Genomic DNA, 17,227 nt, shown 5'->3' on the forward strand with positions numbered 1-17,227 from the left:
GGCCTGACTCAGGCCCGGACACCCACCCCGTCCGGCGCTCGCCCGTCGGCGAACCGGGTCAGCGCGAGCGCTGCCCCGAGAGCAGTCGATAGATGAACAGGACGATCACGGAGCCGATGATGGCGGCGATCCACGTCGACAGGTGGAAGAACCCGTTGATCGAGTGGACGCCGAAGATCAACTTGCCCAGCCAGCCGCCGAGCAGCCCGCCCACGATGCCGATCAGCATCGTCACCAGGCAGCCCCCCGGGTCCTTGCCGGGAGTGAGTGCCTTGGCGATGGCCCCCGCGATGAGACCGATCAGGATCCAGGCGATGATGCCCACGAGCGTGTTCCTTTCCCTTGTGTACGTGTCGGCGCTTGATCTGCCGTCCGACACTGGGACAACTGTCCAGCCGATGACGCCTCACGCGGGACCAAGGTCATCGGCAGCGGGACAAAGGTCATGCTTCTGCCAGCCGACCGGGTGACGGCACGGCTCATGCGCGCTCCATGCGGCAGAACGGCAGATGTGAAGAGAGCGTTGCAGGCTCTCCATGTCTTCGGTGCCGTGGTCATGTCAGTCACGGGCAGGCGAGAGGAGAAGCCGCGAGGAGGACGCTGCCGATGCTAGTTGTCGCTCTTTTGCTCTTGCCGGTCATGGGGCTCCTGATGGTCGCCATGGACCGCATCGAGGACCTGATGAACGGGGAAGCGTGGCCGAGAACCGATCGGCGTGCGCGTCACCTTCGTCTCGTCCACGGGGAAGGGCACACGGGGCACCATCGCCAGCCCGCCGCCGAGCACCGCAGCGACGCGGCCTGACACTCTTCCGCGTACGAGAAAACTCCGACGTACGAGAAAACGGCGCCGCGCCCGCTGCTGCGTTCTGCAGGAGCGGGCGCGGCACCGTCGCGTCGGTGGCCCGTCGCCAGGGGGCTAGTGTGCCGTCTTCTCGGCGAGCTTCTGGAACTCACCCAGGTCGTAGTTGGCCAGGGTGGAGTCCAGGTTCGTGAGGGCGCCGAGGTGCTCCACGAAGCCCTTGGGGTCGTACTCGATCTGCAGTGTCACCCGGCTCGTGGTGTCGCTGAGGCGGTGGAAGGTCACCACGCCGGCATGGGTCACTCCCTCGACGGTGCGCCAGGCGATCCGGTTCTCGGGCACCACTTCAGTGAGCTCGGCGACGAAGTTCTTCTCCACGCCGGGCAGTTCCAGCTGCCATGCGAAGCGGCGCCCGTCCATCGGCTCGACCAGGCGTACATGGCTGAGGAAGGAGGGCCAGCGCGTCACGTCGCTCCACAGCTCCCAGGCGACGGAAACCGGCGCCTTGAGGTCGACGGACTCGAGCAGGGACGCGGACATACGCACCTCTTTCTGGACGGGGGAGCGGCCACGGATTCTCCGGGCCGGTGGAGCATGTGGCTCCGGTACCCCTCGCGGGGCGGACCATGCGGGACGTCAGCCGCGCGGGCGTCAGGCCTTCTGGCCGGACGCGGCGAGCTTCTGCAGGTCGACGACCTCACCGGCCGCGGGCTTCTCGGGGCTGACCGACTTGCCGTAGTCGCTGAAGGTGGCGGTGTTGGGCTTCTCGCCGCCGGTCGTCTTCGTGCGCAGGATGTACGGCTTGCCCTCGGTGGCCACGTACAGCGTGAGGGTCTCTCCGCCGGAGGCCTTCTTCGTCAGCTGGATCGCCTCGGTGCCGTCGACGGTCGTCGTCCTGCCCTTCTTCATGCCCTTGCGCTCGGACTTGTTCTCGTCCATGGCGGTCGTGAGCGCCTTCTTGTCGCACACGTTCTTCGCCGTCGCGTCGTCCGCGGGCGCCTTCACCCACTTGTCCGCCACCTTGGGCACGATCTTGTCGCCGCCGGGCTGCCCCTTGAGGGCGGTGTCCCAGTACTTCTCGTCGCCCCGCAGATAGAACGTCCCCTCCGCGTTGCGCACATCCGCGGTCGTACCCTCCATCTCGATGGTGCCGTCACAGTTCTTGCTCTTGTCCACCGACAGGTCGATGGTCATCGCGGAACCCGATGACTGCTGGGTGGTGCCCTTCATGTGCATGGAGTCGGCCTGCTGGGTGGCCTCGACCGCGTCAGCCGCGATCTGATCGGCGCTCTTGCCCGCGAACGGCTTGCTCTTGCCGTCCGAGTCGTCGCCACCGCACCCTGCCAGAGCCACCAGTGCCGCTCCGGCCGCCGCTGCCGCCATGGTTCTGCTGCCCCTGCGCACGTCTGCTCCTTACTGGGGGCGCACCTGCGCCCTCCGGGTGTTCCTGCGGCCGTCGGGGCCGCGAAACACCCGGATACCCCACTGCTGCGAGAGATCACCGGAAGGGCGATGTCCACTTTCCGGGCGGATCCAGCAGGGGTGTCACAGGCCGTGACGGCCGCGCGCCCGGGACGCCTGGCGCTTATGGTGACCGAGCGGCATACGGAGACATCCATGACGTCAGCCAAGAAGTCACACATCGACCTGGAACAGTGCCTGCTCCTGACCGGCATGGGCAGCTTCGACTGGGACCTGGACAGCGGCGAACTCGGCCTCGACGCCAGTGCCCTCAACGTGCTCGACCTGCTGCCCGGTGAGTTCCACGGGCTGGTCACCTCTTTGCAGGGACGCGTGCCTCCCGAGGAGGCCGTGCGCATCAGCTTCGCCGTCACGGAGGCGGTCACCACCGGCGTCGACCTCTACGGCGTCTACTTCCGTGTCCGGCACCGCGACGGCACGCGGCACCTCAGCCACGCCCGTGGACGTGTCCTGCGCGACGACGGGGGCAGGCCCGTACGCACCGTCGGCATCATCCGCACGGCCCCGAACGACGGGAAGGAACTCGCGGCCACCGATCCCAGGGAGGAGCGCCGCCAGGGCATCGCCCTGATGGTGCAGGGCACCACCGAAGCCCTCTCCCGGGCCGTCACCGTCGACGACGTGGTGGCCGTCCTGTCCGGCGCGAGCGGCCTCGACCGGTTCGCCGCCGACGGTCTGGTCCTGGGCCTGGTCGAGGGGGAGAACCTGAAGCTGATCGCCCTGGTGGGCCAGACGATGGAGGCCCTCGACGAACTCAAGCTGCACAAGGTCGACGAATCGCTGCCGCTCGCCGAAGCCGTCATGACCCGCCAGCCCCGCTTCGTGGGCTCACTGCCCGACCTAGGGCGGCGCTTCACCCGTCTGGGCCCCTACATCAAGCAGATGGAGCTCGACTCGGCGGCGTTCCTGCCGCTGGTCGCCCAGGACCGCGCCATCGGCGGCCTCGCGCTCTTCTACCGGGGCCGCAAGGACTTCAGCGACGCGGACCGCAACCTCTGCATCGGTCTCTCCGGCATCGTCGCCCAGTCGCTGCAACGCGCCATGCTCTTCGACGAGGAACGGGACCTGGCCAAGAGTCTGCAGGCCACGATGTTGCCGCGCGGGATCCCCGACGTCCCGGACTCCGAGGTGGCCGTGCGCTATCACGCGGCCTGGGGCGGCCGTGACGTCGGAGGCGACTTCTACGACGTCATCACTCTGCCCCGCGGGCGCATCGGCGTGGTCGTGGGCGACGTACAGGGACACGACACCCACGCCGCCGCCATCATGGGGCAGCTGCGGATCGCGCTGCGGGCCTTCGCCGGCGAGGGCCACCCGCCCGCGACGGTGCTCTCGCGCACCTCGCGCTTCCTGGCCGAGCTGGACACCGAGCGGTTCGCCACCTGCACCTACGCCCAGTTCGACCCCGCCACCGGCATCGTGCGGGCCGTGCGGGCCGGGCATCTGCCGCCTCTCGTGCGGCATGTGGACGGCCGGGTGGGCGTGCCGCGGGTCCGTGGCGGGCTGCCGCTGGGCCTCGCCACCGAATTCGACATGGAGGACTACCCCGAGGTGCGGCTCGACCTCGTGCCGGGCGAGACCCTGGTGCTCTGCACGGACGGGCTCGTGGAGGACGCCGCCCTCGACCTCGACACCGGGATCCAGAACCTGGCCGATGTGTTGTCCAACGGCCCCGAGACGGCCGAGGACCTGGCGGACCACCTCTCGCGCGCACTGTGGGAGAGATGGGGCAGCAGTGACGACGTGGCGCTCCTGGTCCTGCGCCGGCTCCCCGACCCCGGCACGCTCCAGGAGCCACGCATCCACCGGTACGTCCACCAGGCCGACCCGGAAGGGCTCGCCGACGCGCGCGCGGCGCTGCGTGAGCACCTCGCGTCGTGGGGGCTCGGGGCGGTCGCCGACGACGTCGAGGTGGCGGCGGGCGAACTCCTCGTCAACGCCCTGGTCCACACCGACGGGGGCGCCATCCTCACCCTGGAGGTGCTCACCGGCCCGCCCCGCCACGTCCGCCTGTGGGTGAAGGACCGCTCGAGCACCCGCCCCCGCAAGAGGTCCCCGGTGGAGACGGCCACCTCCGGGCGAGGACTGCTCCTGGTGGAGGCGGTCGCCTCGCGCTGGGGCATCGAGCCGCGCGGCGAGGGCAAGGCCGTGTGGTGCGACTTCGCGGCGCCGGAGGCCTGAGAGGCCCCGCTCTCCAAGGAGACGGGAAAGGACACGGAAACGGCCGCCGCCCCTCGGGCGGCGGCCGTTGTCCACGGTCGGGTCAGGTCAGGTCGGGTCAGGCCTTGTCCTGCATGCTGCTGCGGGCCGGGTTGGCCTGCTCCGCGGCCTTGGGGTCCTTCTCGCCCGCCTTGGAGCGCACTCCCTGCGCGATGCGCTCACCGATGGACTTGTCGATGTTCGACCAGTACTCGAAGGCCCTGGCGAGCACGGGCTCGCTCACGTCGTTGAGCAGGTGTCCGACGACGTTGTCCACCAGGCGGTCGCGTGCGGCGTCGTCGAGGACCTCGCGGACCATGGTGCCCGCCTGGCCCCAGTCGTCGTCCTCGGCGTGGTCGACGTAGGCGGCGCGGGTGATGTCACCGTCCGCGTACCAGCTGGGCGGGGTGCCGTAGCGGTCCGTGTCGGCTGCCGGGCCGCCCTTGGAGTTCGGCGCGTAGACCGGGTCCTCCGTCTTGCGGTAGGCCATGGCCCCGTCCTTGGAGTACGTACGCAAGGGGGCGACGGGGGCGTTGACCGGCAGCTGCTGGTAGTTGCCGCCGATGCGGTGGCGGTGCGCGTCGGCGTAGGAGAACAGCCTTGCCAGGAGCATGCGGTCGGGGCTCGGGCCGATGCCCGGGACCAGGTTGTTCGGCTGGAAGGCCGCCTGCTCGATCTCGGCGTGGTTGTCCGTGGGGTTGCGGTCCAGCGTCATCTTGCCGACCTCGATCAACGGGTAGTCGGCATGCGGCCACACCTTGGTCAGGTCGAACGGGTTGAAGCGGTAGGTCGCCGCGTCCTCGTACGGCATGATCTGCACGTGCAGCGTCCAGCTGGGGTACTCCCCGTCGCGGATGTGCTCGAAGAGATCACGGGTGTGATAGTCCGTGTCGGCCGCGGCCATCTGGTCACCCTCGTGCTGGGTGAAGTGCTCCACGCCCTGGTCGGTCTTGAAGTGGTACTTCACCCAGAACCGCTCGCCCTGCGCGTTGATCCACATGTACGTGTGCGAGGTGTAGCCGTTCATGTGGCGCCACGAACGCGGGATGCCTCGGTCGCCCATCAGCCAGGTGACCTGGTGGGCGGACTCCGGGGAGAGGGTCCAGAAGTCCCACTGCATGTCGTGGTCGCGGAGGTTGTTGTCCGCCCTGCGTTTCTGCGACCGGATGAAGTGCTGGAACTTCATCGGGTCCTTCACGAAGAAGACCGGGGTGTTGTTCCCGACCATGTCGTAGTTGCCCTCGGTGGTGTAGAACTTCACCGCGAATCCGCGCGGGTCACGCCACGTGTCCGGGCTCCCGCGCTCGCCGGCGACGGTGGAGAACCGCGCCACCAGGTCGGTGCGGGTGCCGGGCTGGAAGAGGGCGGCCTTCGTGTAGGCACTGACGTCCTGGGTGACTTCGAAGTGGCCGAAGGCGCCGCTGCCCTTGGCGTGCGGCTGCCGCTCAGGGATCCGCTCCCGGTTGAACTGCGCCATCTGTTCGATCAGATAGGAGTCCTGCAGGAGGATCGGCCCACCGGCTCCGACGGTGAGCGAGTGCTCGTCGCTCTCGACCGGAACGCCGGCGTCGGTGGTGGTCGCCTTACCTGTGACGTCGTTCATGGGTGACGAGTGCCTTTCGGTGGGTGGTGTTCTCTGCGCCGCAAAGGGCTGTGCGGGAAGGATCCGTCCCTGGCTCGGCGAGTCCGGCGGTCTGCTGGAGTCGAGTCCATCTTGCGGCTTTTCTATCGGTGTGGCCATTTGTTCGCTCGTCTTGGGCCTGACCTTGCCGTTGTGTGTGGATCTTTCTCCGGACAGTCTCCGAGTGCCCGGCTCGGCGCCGCCGATACGTAACGGGCCCTGCCGTTTTCAGCCCGCTCAGCGCCCGCCGGGGCTGGTGAGGTTCTCGCGGATCTTGGCGATGGCGAAGCCCCAGCCCTGCTGGACGGTCGGCTTGCCCGGCACCGCGATCTCCTCGGGGTTGGTCAGGACGTCCAGGAGGACGGGGCCGGGCGTGGCGAAGGCCCGCCCGACACCCTCGGCGAGGTCCTCGGCCCGGGTCACCCGGATGCCGGTGATGCCGAGGGCCTCGGCGACCGCCGCGAAATCCGGGTTGTCGAGTTCGGTGCCGAACTCCGGAAGCCCGGCCTGCTCCTGCTCCAGCTTCACCATCCCGAGGCGCTGGTTGTCGAAGACGACGAGCTTCACCGGCAGGCGCCGGCTGCGGATGGTCATGAGGTCGCCCAGGAGCATCCCCAGACCGCCGTCGCCGCAGAACGCGACGACCTGCCGGTCGGGGTCCAGGAGCTGCGCGCCGATGGCCTGCGGCATCGCGTTCGCCATCGAGCCCAGGTTGTACGAGCCCAGCAGACGCCGGGAGCCGCGCATCTCGACGAAGCGCGAGAGCCATACGGTGGCCATGCCGGTGTCCGAGGTGAAGACGGCGTCGTCGGCCGCGATGGCGTCCACCGCTGCGGCCAGCGCCTCCGGGCGTACCAGGTGGTCCCGGTTGTCGAAGGCGGAGCGCACCTTGCCGATGAGCCCGCGGTCGTGGCCGGGGGCGGCGAGCCGCTGCTGGCCTTCCTGCCACTTGACGAACTTCTCCCGCGCGTCGTCGAGGTGCGCGCGCTCCGTGCGCCGCTCGAGACGCTCCAGGAGTCCCCGCACCGTGGGGCCGACGTCGGCCGCGAGCGCCACGTCGACCGGGACACGCCGGCCGATGTGCTCGGCGACCCGGTCGACCTGGACGACCTTCTTGCCTTGCGGATACCACTCCCGGTAGGGGAAGTCGGTGCCGAGCAGCAGCAGTGTGTCGGCGTGGTCCATGGCGTGCGCTGCGGCCGGGTTGCCGATCAGGCCCGTCTGGCCGGCCTGATAGGGGTTGTCGCCTTCGAAGCCTTCCTTGGCCTTGAGCGTGAGCACCATGGGGGCGGCAAGGCGCTCCGCGAGGGCGAGGACGTCCTCGCGGGCGCCGCGCGCCCCGCGGCCGACCAGCATGGTGACCTTGCCGCCGTCGGCAAGGGCGGCGGCAGCGTCGTCGAGGACCGGATCGTCGGGCCGGTTGGCGGACTGTGCGACGGACAGCCGGGTCGGCCGGTCCTTGGGCAGCTCCTGGTCGCCGACGTCGCCGGGGACCGTCAGGACGGCCACGCCGCGCTTCCCGATCGCGCTGCGTACGGCGATCTCGAGGAGCCCCGGCAGCTGCTCGGGGGAGGTGACGGTGGCGCGGAAGACGGCGACGTCCCGGAAGAGGAGGTCGTTGTCGACCTCCTGGAAGTAGTCGGTGCCCACCTCGGCGAGCGGCACCTGGCCCGCGATGGCGAGCACGGGGGTGCCGCTCTTGGCGGCGTCGTACAGCCCGTTGAGCAGGTGCACGGAGCCCGGCCCGACCGTGCCCATGCAGACCCCGAGGGTGTCGGTGAGCTGGGACTGGGCGCCCGCGGCGAACGCCGCGGCCTCCTCGTGCCGGCAGCCCACCCATTCCAGGGACCCGCTCTCGCGGATGGCGTCGGTGAAGGGGTTCAGGGCGTCCCCCACCACGCCGAAGACATGGCGTACTCCGAGTTCTTCCAGGGCGTCGGTCACGACGCGGGCAACGGTGCGGGCCATCAGGTGTTCCTCCGAACGATGAACGAGGGTCAGATCTGGGGCGGGGGTGTGGCGCAGGGGAGCGGGGCAGGGGGAGCGGCCGTCAGGAGGCGAAGGTGTCCGGATGTGCCGCCTGCCAGTCGGCGGCCCAGCTCTCGGGCGGCGCGGCGAGCAGTTCGCCGGGGGACAGCCACTCGTACAACTCGGCATAGGACCTGAAGCGGCCGTGGTCCTCGCGGCGCCGCAGCAGATGCGGACCCAGGTCCGCGGCCTCGCGCACGCCCATCGCGGCCATGATCTGCAGCGCGCTCTGGACCGTGGCCTGCTGGTAGCGCGTGACGCGCGCGGACTTGTCCGCGACGTCGAGGGCGCGGGCACGGCGGGGGTCCTGGGTGGTGACGCCGGTCGGGCAGCGGTTGGTGTGACAGCGCTGGGCCTGGATGCAGCCGACGGCGAACATCATCGCGCGGGCCGCGTTGGTGTAGTCGGCGCCCATGACGAGGCGCTTGACGATGTCGGCGCCCGTCGCGACCTTGCCGCTGGCCCCGATGTGAATGCGGCCGCGCAGGCCCGTGCCCGTCAGGGCGCTCTGCACGGTGAAGAGGCCTTCGGTGAGCGGCATGCCGAGGTTGTCGGCGAACTCCAGCGGCGCCGCGCCCGTGCCGCCCTCCGCGCCGTCCACCACGATGAAGTCCGGGGTGAGCTGCTCCTCCACCATGGCTTTGCACACGGCGAGGAACTGCGTCCGGGAGCCGGGGCACAGCTTGAAGCCCACCGGTTTGCCGTCCGTCAGTTCCCGCATCCGGGCGAGGAAGTGGACGAGCTCGCGCGGGGTCGAGAAGACGCGGTGGTACGGCGGTGAGACGACCGTCTCGCCTCGGGGTACACCGCGTACCGAGGCGATCTCCGCGTTGACCTTGCTGCCGGGAAGGACGCCTCCGATGCCCGGTTTCGCGCCCTGCGACAGCTTGAGCGAGACGCAGCGCACGGAAGGGTGGGCGGCCTTCTCGGCGAACTGCCGCTCGTCGAACTCTCCGTCACGGGTGCGGCAGCCGAAGTAGCCGGTGCCGATCTCCCAGACGAGGTCGCCGCCGGGCCGCAGGTGGTAGGCGGAAAGGCCGCCCTCGCCGGTGTCGTGGGCGAATCCGCCGCGCGCGGCGCCCGTGTTCAGGGCCAGGACGGCGTTCGAGGAGAGCGAGCCGAAGCTCATCGCCGAGACATTGAGCAGGGCCATGTCGTACGGCTGGGTGCAGTCGGGCCCGCCGATGCGGACGCGGGGCGGCTCGTCGGGCACCTTCGACGGCGCCATGGACGGCACGAGGAACTCGTAACCGCGGGCGTCCATGTCGCGCTCGGTGCCGAACGGTTCCTCGGCGTCGACGCCCTTGGCCCGTTCGTAGACGATGCTGCGGGTATCGCGGTCGTAGGGCCTGCCGTCGTAGTTGCGCTCCACGAAGTACTGCTGGAGCTCCGGGCGCAGCGTTTCCATGAGGAAGCGCAGGTGGCCGAGCACGGGATAGTTCCGCAGTACGGAGTGGCGCCGCTGGACGAGGTCGTACACGCCGGTCAGCGCCACGGCCACCAGAGGAGCCGCGGCCAGCCACCACCAGGGGGATGCCAGGAGGGCGAGCAGCACACTGCCCACCGCGCAGGCCATCAGCAGACCCACCGTCGCGAAACGCTTCATGATCCCCATCTGACCCGAATTCCGCCCGGCACACGTGCTCGGACCGACGGACGGATGCGATCACCTGGGGAGCGCGAGGTGACTACCCCAGGAACGCGTCGGTGGTCGCCACGAACTGCTCGGGGTCGTCGAGCCAGGGGTAGTGACCCGCTCCCGGCTGCACCACGAGAGTCGCGTCGGGGAACAGGGCGGCGAACTCGGCCACCGGTCCTGGCGGGCTGTTCAGGTCGAATTCCCCGGTGAGCAGCAGGACCGGCGCCTCGTGGCGCGCGAGCCGCCCGCGCGTGGTGTCGGGATCGAAGGCACCCTCCGCCGCGAAGCCCGCGACGGCTTCCTCGTTGCCTGGGCGGTCGGCCGCGTGGTGCTGCTGTGCGGCGGCGTCCCACCGGCCGTAGAAGAAGGGGCTGATGGCCTCCCAGTCCGTGCCGGTGCCTTCGGTGATCGCTTCCAGGGCGGCGAACGCGGGCGGGAACCACGGCTCGTTCCGGCGCGAGCGCGCGAGCTCACGCCGTGTCCTGGCCGGGACCGCGATGCCGACGGCTCGGGTCCCCGGGCCGATCAGGGCGAGCTTGCGCAGGCTCTGCGGGTACCGGGCCGCGTACTGCGTCGCGATGTTGGCGCCGCCGGAGTGACCGAGCAGGTCCATCCGGGGGAGTCCGAGGTGGTCGCGCAGGGCCTCGACGTCGTCGACGAGGCGGTCGCACCGGTAGGAGGCGGGGTCTTCGGGGGCGGCGGACCGCCCGGCGCCCCGGGTGTCCATGATGATCAGCTGCCGGTGCTCGGACAGGCCGCCGAGGTCGCCGAGATAGCTGCAGTCCGCGGGTCCGCCGGGTACGCACACGAGCGGGAGGCGGTCCCCGTCGCCGCTCCCGTGTACGCGGTAGGCGAGTCGGGTTCCGTCAGGCGCGAGGTAGGTAGGCATGAGCTGGATCCTGGCACTCATAACCAAGTTATACAACCCGGTTATGACGCCTGGACCGCTGAGCTGTATAACCGAGCCATGTCAGGTAACGAGGACACCCGTCAGAACTCCGGGGCGCTGACCGAGGGGCAGGCCGCGCGGATGCTCGCGGGCATGAACGAGGTCATCCGTGCGGGCGAGGAGATGCGCAAGCTGCGCGCGGAGATGATCCAGCTGTTCGCCGGGTTCGGCTGGACCCAGGACAAGATCGCCGCGCTCGCGGACATGAGCCAGCCCGCCGTGTCCAAACAGATGGCGAAGTCCAGGCCGGACGACCGGCTGCCGCCGCCGATGGAACTCCACCTCGACCAGCGGGACTCCGCCTGGCTCGAAGGGCGCCTGTGGGGCCTGGCCGAGGAGGTCTCCGAGACCCTGGACGACAGTGCCCACTGCACTCGCTACGTCAATGCCCTCGCCCGGGGCAAGAAGCGCTTCACGCCTCAGAACGTGGACGAGCTGCGGCGTCTGGTCGAGGAGGACCTGAGGCGGCATCAGGCAGAACTGCCGGGCGGCCACCGGCACGCGTACGACCAGATCAGCCGCCACCTCGATGTCCCCACGAAGGCGGGCGCGACGGCCGGCTCGGCTTCCGTGCGTCGTGCGCTCGCCCATGAGATCCAGCGGGATCGGTTGAGGGGAGAGGCGTGATGCGCGCCGAGAGGCCCGGAAATTGACCCTGCATTCTGACCCTGAATTGCACTCCGTCAGGGGTCTTTCAGCTCCATAGAGTGGTGATCACAACGACAGCGAAGCCGCTGCCGGACCGAAGGGGACACCACCATGAACAGCAAGAACGCCGACTTCGCCGCCCTCCTCTCCCGCGCCGCCGATGCGGAGACCTCCGCCGACCCGAGCAGCGTGATGACTCTGCTGGCGGAGACGGACGGGCCGGGCGGAGGGTTCACCACGTACCGCTCCTCGTTCGCCGAAGGAGCGGTCGGCGCGCCCGCGCACTTCCACACCAAGGCCACGGAGCTCTTCTTCGTCATCAGCGGCTCCCTCCAGGTCCTGGTGGGCGACGAGATCACCGTCCTGAACGCGGGCGACTTCCTCGCCGTGCCCCCGCACACCCCGCACGCGTTCGCCGCGGCCCCGGGCTGCGAGGCGGACGTCCTGTTCATCTTCACGCCGGGCATGGCCCGCTTCGACTACCTGCGCTTGCTGGGCAGCGTGATGCGTGGCGAGACCGACCCGAAGAAGATCGCGGAGTCCTCGGAGCGCTACGACAACCACTACGTCGACAGCCCCGTCTGGCGCGAAGCGCTCGCCGGGTCATAGGGGCCCTGCGGGCTGGGTCTCATGCCGTCCCCACGGCAGCCCGGAGCCGGTCGAGGATCGGCGCCAGCCTCTCCGGGCTGACCGGCACGGCTCGTTGAAGGTCCGCCAAGTCGTCCAGGGCCTCCATGACCTGGTGCGGTGAAGGTGCGTACGACAGGAACGTCCGCAGTTGCTCCTTGGCGTGTTCCCAGTCGGGCAGCCCGCACAGCAGCACCAGGAGATTGCTGCGTGCCAGGTCCGGGAAGCCGGGCTCATCGCTCGCCTGTGCCTGGTAAATGTCGACCGCGAGCCGCCACCGGTCCGGCTCGCCGGGTGCTCCGGTGAGCCTCATGACCAGAGCGCTTTGATACGGAAACCAGCCGCAGTCGGGACGGAGTTCGATGGCACGGTCGAAGTCCGCGAGGGCCTCCTCGTACCGGCCCAGGGCGCGGTACGTCTCGCCGCGCCAGCAGCGGGGCCAGGCGGCGTCCGGGTCGAGCGCGAGGGAGCGGTCGAGATCCGTGAGGGCTGATTCATGGCGGCCCATGCGGTGAAGGACGTCCCCGCGGGCCGCGTACGCCCACGCGTACTCCGGATCGACCGTGAGCGCGTCGGTGAAGTCCGTCAGCGCCTCCTCAAGGTGACGCATGCGGTGGTGGAGCAGGCCGCGGCACGCCATGGCCCAGGCGTCGTGACGGTCGAGCCTCAGGGCGTGGTCGAAGTCCGCGAGGGCTTCCTCGTAGTGGCGCAGGTTGAAGTGGACGGAGCCGCGGCTGATGAGGTGCCACGAGGAGCGCGGATCGATCCGGACCGCCTGGCCGTAGTCCGCCAAGGCCTGCGCATGGCGGCGGCTGCTCTGGTGGACGTGCCCCCGACCCGCGTATGCGCGGGCGAGGTCCGGGTTCAAGGTCAAGGCCGCCGTGTAGTCGGCGAGCGCCTCATCGAGCAGGCCGTCGAGCCGGTACCGGCGACCGCGGAGCGTATGGGCCAACGCTCGCCCCTGCGCGCCGAGTTCGGGCATGGCCAGCAGGAACGTCAGCGCTTCCACGTCACCGGAGTCTCGCCCCGCGCAGCCCAGCAGATGCTGACCGATCCGGCTGAAGCTGCCCGCGTCGTCGCTGTCCTGCCCGGCCTGGACGAGCAACTGGGCCCAGCGGCGCAGGGACTCGGTGCTGTGACCGCAGGCCCGCACCGTGTCGTCCAGGGCTTCGGGCAGTGCGCCACGGTCCTGTGCGCAGAGCAGATGGTACGTCTCGTCGAGCCGATGGTCCCGCCAGGCCGCGTCGTCCCAGTGGCCGTCGGGCGGCAGCCTTCGCTCTTGGTCGTGGCGCCATGTGCCGAAGACCGACGCGAGGTGGGCATGGCGCCGACGCCATTGGACGGGGGAGCGGGAGCGCTGCACGCGCAGCATCGGGGCACGGATGACGTCGTGATAGCGGTGACGTCCTGCCTGACCGGTGAGGAAGGGCAGTCCGCGCAGCCACGGGAAGCCGTCGGCGGCCGAATCGGGCGCGACGGCCCGGTAGATGTCCTCGTCGACGCGCAGGGGAAGGGCGCAGGCGAGGATGGTGTCGCGACGGGTGGGGTCCGTCTCCCATTTGAGGAAACGCTCGACGGCCGTGTCGGAGGGATCGCCGACGGCGTCCACTTGCTGCGGGCGACTCCTGGCGAGTGCGTCGAGCAGTACCGGCAGCCGGCCGGACAGGCGCAGGACCACCTCCACCACCCGTTCGTCCGTCACGGAGCGGGCGGCGAGCAGCGCACGGGCCTCGCTTTCGGTGAACGGTTCGAGCGCGACCCCGGTGACCAGGTCGAGACTGTCGCCCCAGCATGCCGCGTTCAGGGGCCCCTGCCCCGCGAGAGCCGCCTGAACATTCACCGGCACCGCGCCGAACGTTTCGCTCACGAGCATGTCCCGAAGCCAGACGTCCAGCAGCGGCGCCGTGCGCTCGTAGGTGTCGAAGAACAGCACCACCCACGGCCGACGCCCGGCCACGTCACCCAGATCGGCCAGGAACTGTGGCGTGAGCACCTTGAGCGGTGACAGCACCAGCTGTACGTCCTCGTGGCTGCGCAGCCACGAACTGAGGGCCGTCCGTGCCCGGTCGAGGCCCGAAGCCACCTGCTCCGGACGGACCGCACCACTCAACGCGCCGATCCCGGGTACGAGGCCGAGTCCGGCCACTCCGATCTGTGCGGCGAACGAGCTGGCGGACGAGGGGCCTGCTTGCCGGGCGGATGCCGGTCTGTGGCCTCCCTCGCCGAGCAGTTGCTCGGCGGAAGCGGCGTCGGCCTCGTGACACTTCTGCCGGTAAGCGGTCAGCAGTTTGTCGAATGACTTCAGGGCGCAGCCCTGGCGCCCCAGTTGGTCGCTGATCGCCTCCATGGCCTCGACCGCACTGTGTACGTCGTCCCCCACGACAGCGGTGACCGCGCCCACTTCCCGTGCCGTCGCCTCCCATTGCCGTACGAGCGTCGACTTGCCCACCCCGGCGAGACCGTGCACATGGAAGAGGAACTGGTAGGTGTCGGCGCCCGGCCTTCGCGCCAGGTTCTCACGGAACACCGCCAGTTCGTGCCGCCGTCCGACGAACCCACCGCTGCGCCGCCGCCGGATCAGCTCCTGCCGCGACATCGGCCCCTCTGCCATTGAAGCCTCCTACCTGTCCGGCCTCCAGCATGTCGGATCGGGAGCCGTCGTGGCTGTATGTCGACAAGGAGACGGTCGGGCAAGGGGCTTGGCGTCAGTCGTCGGTAGCCCGCGGTGGGAGGGTGAGGCGTGGCGGATTTCGAAAGCGGGTGCGAGTACTGCCGGTAACGCCGGTGTTCCCTCCGTTTCTCGAATGGATGTCGCTCGAACTTCTTGTTTCCCGTGAGTCGGCTGTGCCAAGGTAAGCGTCCTCGCGCTGAGGCAATGGTCAAGTCCGCTTTTCTTGTTCGCGGTTTCGTGTCCGTCGGCCCAAAAGGTCCTAGTCGGCCGCATCCGGACAGTCCGCGGTTTGTTGATCTGTTTTTCCGCCTCGGCGAGTCCCAGGTATGCACCAATCAGACGCCCGCTTTTCGGTGGGTGCCTTTTTCCCGTGTGCCGTACTTCGGTCCGGAAGGAAAGAGTTCTGTGCAATCCCCGCACCCCCCACGCCCGACCCACCCCCCTCGTCCCGGTGTGAGCTCCGCGGAATCCGACATGAGCCTCGCCGCCCGACTGCGAGGCCGGACGGAGGGTGAGGCGGACCGGCCCGTCGCCCTTCTGCTCGCGCGGCACTGGCAGTCTGCGTACGACTATGCGGCCATCTGCCTTGCGACCTGGACGAGTTCGGCCTCGATGGTCGCCACCGCGTCCTTCCATCAGGTGCTCGGACAGATGGTGAGCGGCGAGCCGGGTGGAGCCCTGCGTCCGTACCTCCTGGTGACCGTCCGGGAGACGGTCAGGGGATGGTCCGTCGACGAGCGGATATCCGCCCTCATGCCGGAACTCCGCAAACCGACCGGCGGTCGTGGCATGCGGGCGGCAACGGCGATGACGCCCACGAAGCGGCAACTCGCCGCACGGTCCTTCTGGGCCCTTCCGGGAGTTGCCCAGTGCCTGCTGTGGCACACCGCGGTCGAGGCCGAGCACATATCCATACCCGCTGGTTTGTCGGGCTTGAGCACCGACCTCGCGGTCGACGCCCTTGAACAGGCGCGAGAACAATTCCGGGCGGGCATCGTCCGCGCCCACCGCGAACTCGCGCCGACCAAGGAATGCCCCCTCTACAACCGGCTCCTCGACGCCACGATTCGCCGCGGTGGCGCCTTACTCCCTGATGTCCAACAGCATCTGTCGGAGTGCGGTCACTGCCGTGACGTGGCAGACCAACTCACCCTTGTCGAGGGCGGGTTGGCCACTCTCCTCGCCGAAGCGGTACTCGGCTGGGGCGCCCGCCGCTACCTGGAGTCGAGGCCCGCGCGCAGGGAGCCCGCGACGCGTGGCGCGGTCGCCGCCGGGCGTGGGGGCAGGCACGCGGGCAGCGGCGGCCGCCACCGTCCCCCGTCGCACGTCCCCCTGCCGGGCGGTGCGCCCGGCGATAGGCGCACGCAGTCCGCGGCGCTGCGTACCGGGGCGGCCCTGGGGGCCGCCGCGATCCTCGCGACCGTACTCGTCGTCACTCTCTCGTCGGGGGACGACGACAGCGGCGGGTCCGTGCCGCCGACCGGCATGGCCGGGAGTCGTGAAACCGGCCCGAGCGCGGGTTCCGACGCGCCGACCGAAGGCTCTTCCGCTCCCACGTCCGCGGGGTACCCCGACACGTCCGACCAGGGCAGGCTCCGCAATGCGGCGGTGGACCTGTGCGTGGACATCCGGGGGGACAAGGCGAAGCCCGGGGCCGGGACGAAACTGGCCAAGTGCTCGGCCGAGGCGAGCCAGCAGTGGTCGTACGAGGAGAACGGGCTGTTGAGCAGTGTCGCCAACCCCGAACTTTGCCTCGACTCCCACGCGAACGACGGCGTGATCACCCTGGGCAGATGTGTGCCGCCCTCGGACGCGCGTGCCGATGAGGTGCGCTACGACCTGACCGTACTGGGGGAGTTGCTGCCCCGGTGGCACGAAGGGCTGGCGGTCGCGCCTTCCTCCTCGCGGAAGGGGGCGGATGTGCTGGTCAAGGTCCGTGACGGATCTGAGAAGCAGCGATGGATGCTCGATGCGTCGACGCCCGCTCCGGATACCCGGTCGATCGACGGAAAGGGCCGCCCTTCCGCGAAGAGCGGCTCCGAGGCGCCGCGCGCGGGAGTCGACGTCTGCACCGGACCGGCGTGCGAGCCGTCCTCGCCCGGAGAGCGGACGTCGGGGCCGAGGGGGGAGGGGCCGAGGGGCGATGGGGCCAGGGGAGATGGGGAGAAGCGCGATCGGCAGAAGCATGACGGAGGCAAGGGGGATCGAGGTAAGGGCGATCGAGGCAAGGGTGATCGAGGGAGGGACGGCGGTCGGCAGTTCCAGCCGGACTCGAGCCCCCGGCGTGGCGATGTCGACAGGCGGTATGTCGAGGTCGACTGCTGCGGCGGATCCGAGCCGGTCGCGCCGAAGCGCCCTGGTGATCGCCTCCGTTCTCCCGCAGGAGGAGTGGAAGTTCTGGAAGGGGCTCCCTCGCGTGAGGATCTGACGCTGCGTGAAGGGGGTGATCGCCACCGCGCTCGCGGCGGTGGGCCGGCCTCGTAGGAGGGGGAGGGGTAGTGCGAGAGGACGGGGTTTCGCCTGACGCGTGCGCCCGTGCGCGTGCGCGTGCCCGTGTGTGTG

12 protein-coding genes are annotated in these 17,227 nt (G+C 69.8%); 4 read left to right on the forward strand and 8 right to left on the reverse strand.

The genetic code is table 11. The features are described 5' to 3' along the window. Positions 1-58 precede the first annotated feature (58 nt). The 3 genes from ACFUPX_RS34365 to ACFUPX_RS34375 form a co-directional block, all read right to left on the reverse strand. Positions 59-325, reverse strand: a complete 267-nt coding sequence (locus tag ACFUPX_RS34365; protein ID WP_383331823.1) for a GlsB/YeaQ/YmgE family stress response membrane protein — start codon at positions 323-325, stop codon at positions 59-61. 593 nt (positions 326-918) lie between these two features. Continuing rightward, positions 919-1,341, reverse strand: coding sequence for an SRPBCC family protein (locus tag ACFUPX_RS34370; protein WP_383331825.1), 423 nt, complete (start codon positions 1,339-1,341; stop codon positions 919-921). Between the two features lie 111 nt (positions 1,342-1,452). Next, the gene (locus ACFUPX_RS34375) at positions 1,453-2,205 is read right to left on the reverse strand and encodes a hypothetical protein (protein ID WP_383331827.1); all 753 of its coding nucleotides are present in this window, start codon (positions 2,203-2,205) and stop codon (positions 1,453-1,455) included. A gap of 213 nt (positions 2,206-2,418) precedes the next feature. Between ACFUPX_RS34375 and ACFUPX_RS34380 the strand changes: the two genes are divergently transcribed. Next, entirely contained in the window at positions 2,419-4,464 is a 2,046-nt protein-coding gene (locus ACFUPX_RS34380) for a SpoIIE family protein phosphatase (RefSeq protein ID WP_383331829.1), read from the forward strand. A 97-nt stretch (positions 4,465-4,561) separates the two neighbouring features. Here the strand turns inward: ACFUPX_RS34380 and ACFUPX_RS34385 are convergent, their stop codons facing one another. From ACFUPX_RS34385 to ACFUPX_RS34400, 4 genes are all read right to left on the reverse strand, one after another. After that, positions 4,562-6,085 (reverse strand): catalase, encoded by a 1,524-nt coding sequence (locus ACFUPX_RS34385; protein WP_383331831.1) that lies wholly within the window; start codon positions 6,083-6,085, stop codon positions 4,562-4,564. Positions 6,086-6,340: 255 nt separating this feature from the next. Further along, positions 6,341-8,071 carry a thiamine pyrophosphate-dependent enzyme gene (locus ACFUPX_RS34390; RefSeq protein WP_383331833.1) on the reverse strand — a complete coding sequence of 577 codons (1,731 nt, stop codon included), beginning with the start codon at positions 8,069-8,071 and terminating at the stop codon, positions 6,341-6,343. 82 nt (positions 8,072-8,153) lie between these two features. Continuing rightward, positions 8,154-9,737 carry an FMN-binding glutamate synthase family protein gene (locus ACFUPX_RS34395; protein WP_383331835.1) on the reverse strand — a complete coding sequence of 528 codons (1,584 nt, stop codon included), beginning with the start codon at positions 9,735-9,737 and terminating at the stop codon, positions 8,154-8,156. Between the two features lie 82 nt (positions 9,738-9,819). Next, complete coding sequence (locus tag ACFUPX_RS34400; RefSeq protein ID WP_383331837.1) at positions 9,820-10,659, reverse strand: alpha/beta fold hydrolase; 840 nt, start codon at positions 10,657-10,659, stop codon at positions 9,820-9,822. A 78-nt stretch (positions 10,660-10,737) separates the two neighbouring features. Here ACFUPX_RS34400 and ACFUPX_RS34405 point away from each other — a divergent pair, with 78 nt between their 5' ends. Both ACFUPX_RS34405 and ACFUPX_RS34410 read left to right on the forward strand, forming a co-directional pair. Continuing rightward, positions 10,738-11,346, forward strand: coding sequence for a sigma-70 family RNA polymerase sigma factor (locus ACFUPX_RS34405; RefSeq protein ID WP_383331839.1), 609 nt, complete (start codon positions 10,738-10,740; stop codon positions 11,344-11,346). Positions 11,347-11,478: 132 nt separating this feature from the next. After that, complete coding sequence (locus ACFUPX_RS34410) at positions 11,479-11,976, forward strand: cupin domain-containing protein (protein WP_383331840.1); 498 nt, start codon at positions 11,479-11,481, stop codon at positions 11,974-11,976. Positions 11,977-11,995: 19 nt separating this feature from the next. Here the strand turns inward: ACFUPX_RS34410 and ACFUPX_RS34415 are convergent, their stop codons facing one another. Beyond that, a complete protein-coding gene (locus ACFUPX_RS34415) occupies positions 11,996-14,605 on the reverse strand; it encodes a tetratricopeptide repeat protein (RefSeq protein WP_383331842.1) in 2,610 nt (869 codons plus the stop codon). Between the two features lie 534 nt (positions 14,606-15,139). Here ACFUPX_RS34415 and ACFUPX_RS34420 point away from each other — a divergent pair. Further along, positions 15,140-17,149, forward strand: a complete 2,010-nt coding sequence (locus ACFUPX_RS34420) for an RICIN domain-containing protein (protein ID WP_383331844.1) — start codon at positions 15,140-15,142, stop codon at positions 17,147-17,149. Positions 17,150-17,227: the final 78 nt, after the last annotated feature.

This window comes from Streptomyces sp. NPDC057302 (assembly GCF_042667685.1).
GTDB lineage: Bacteria > Actinomycetota > Actinomycetes > Streptomycetales > Streptomycetaceae > Streptomyces.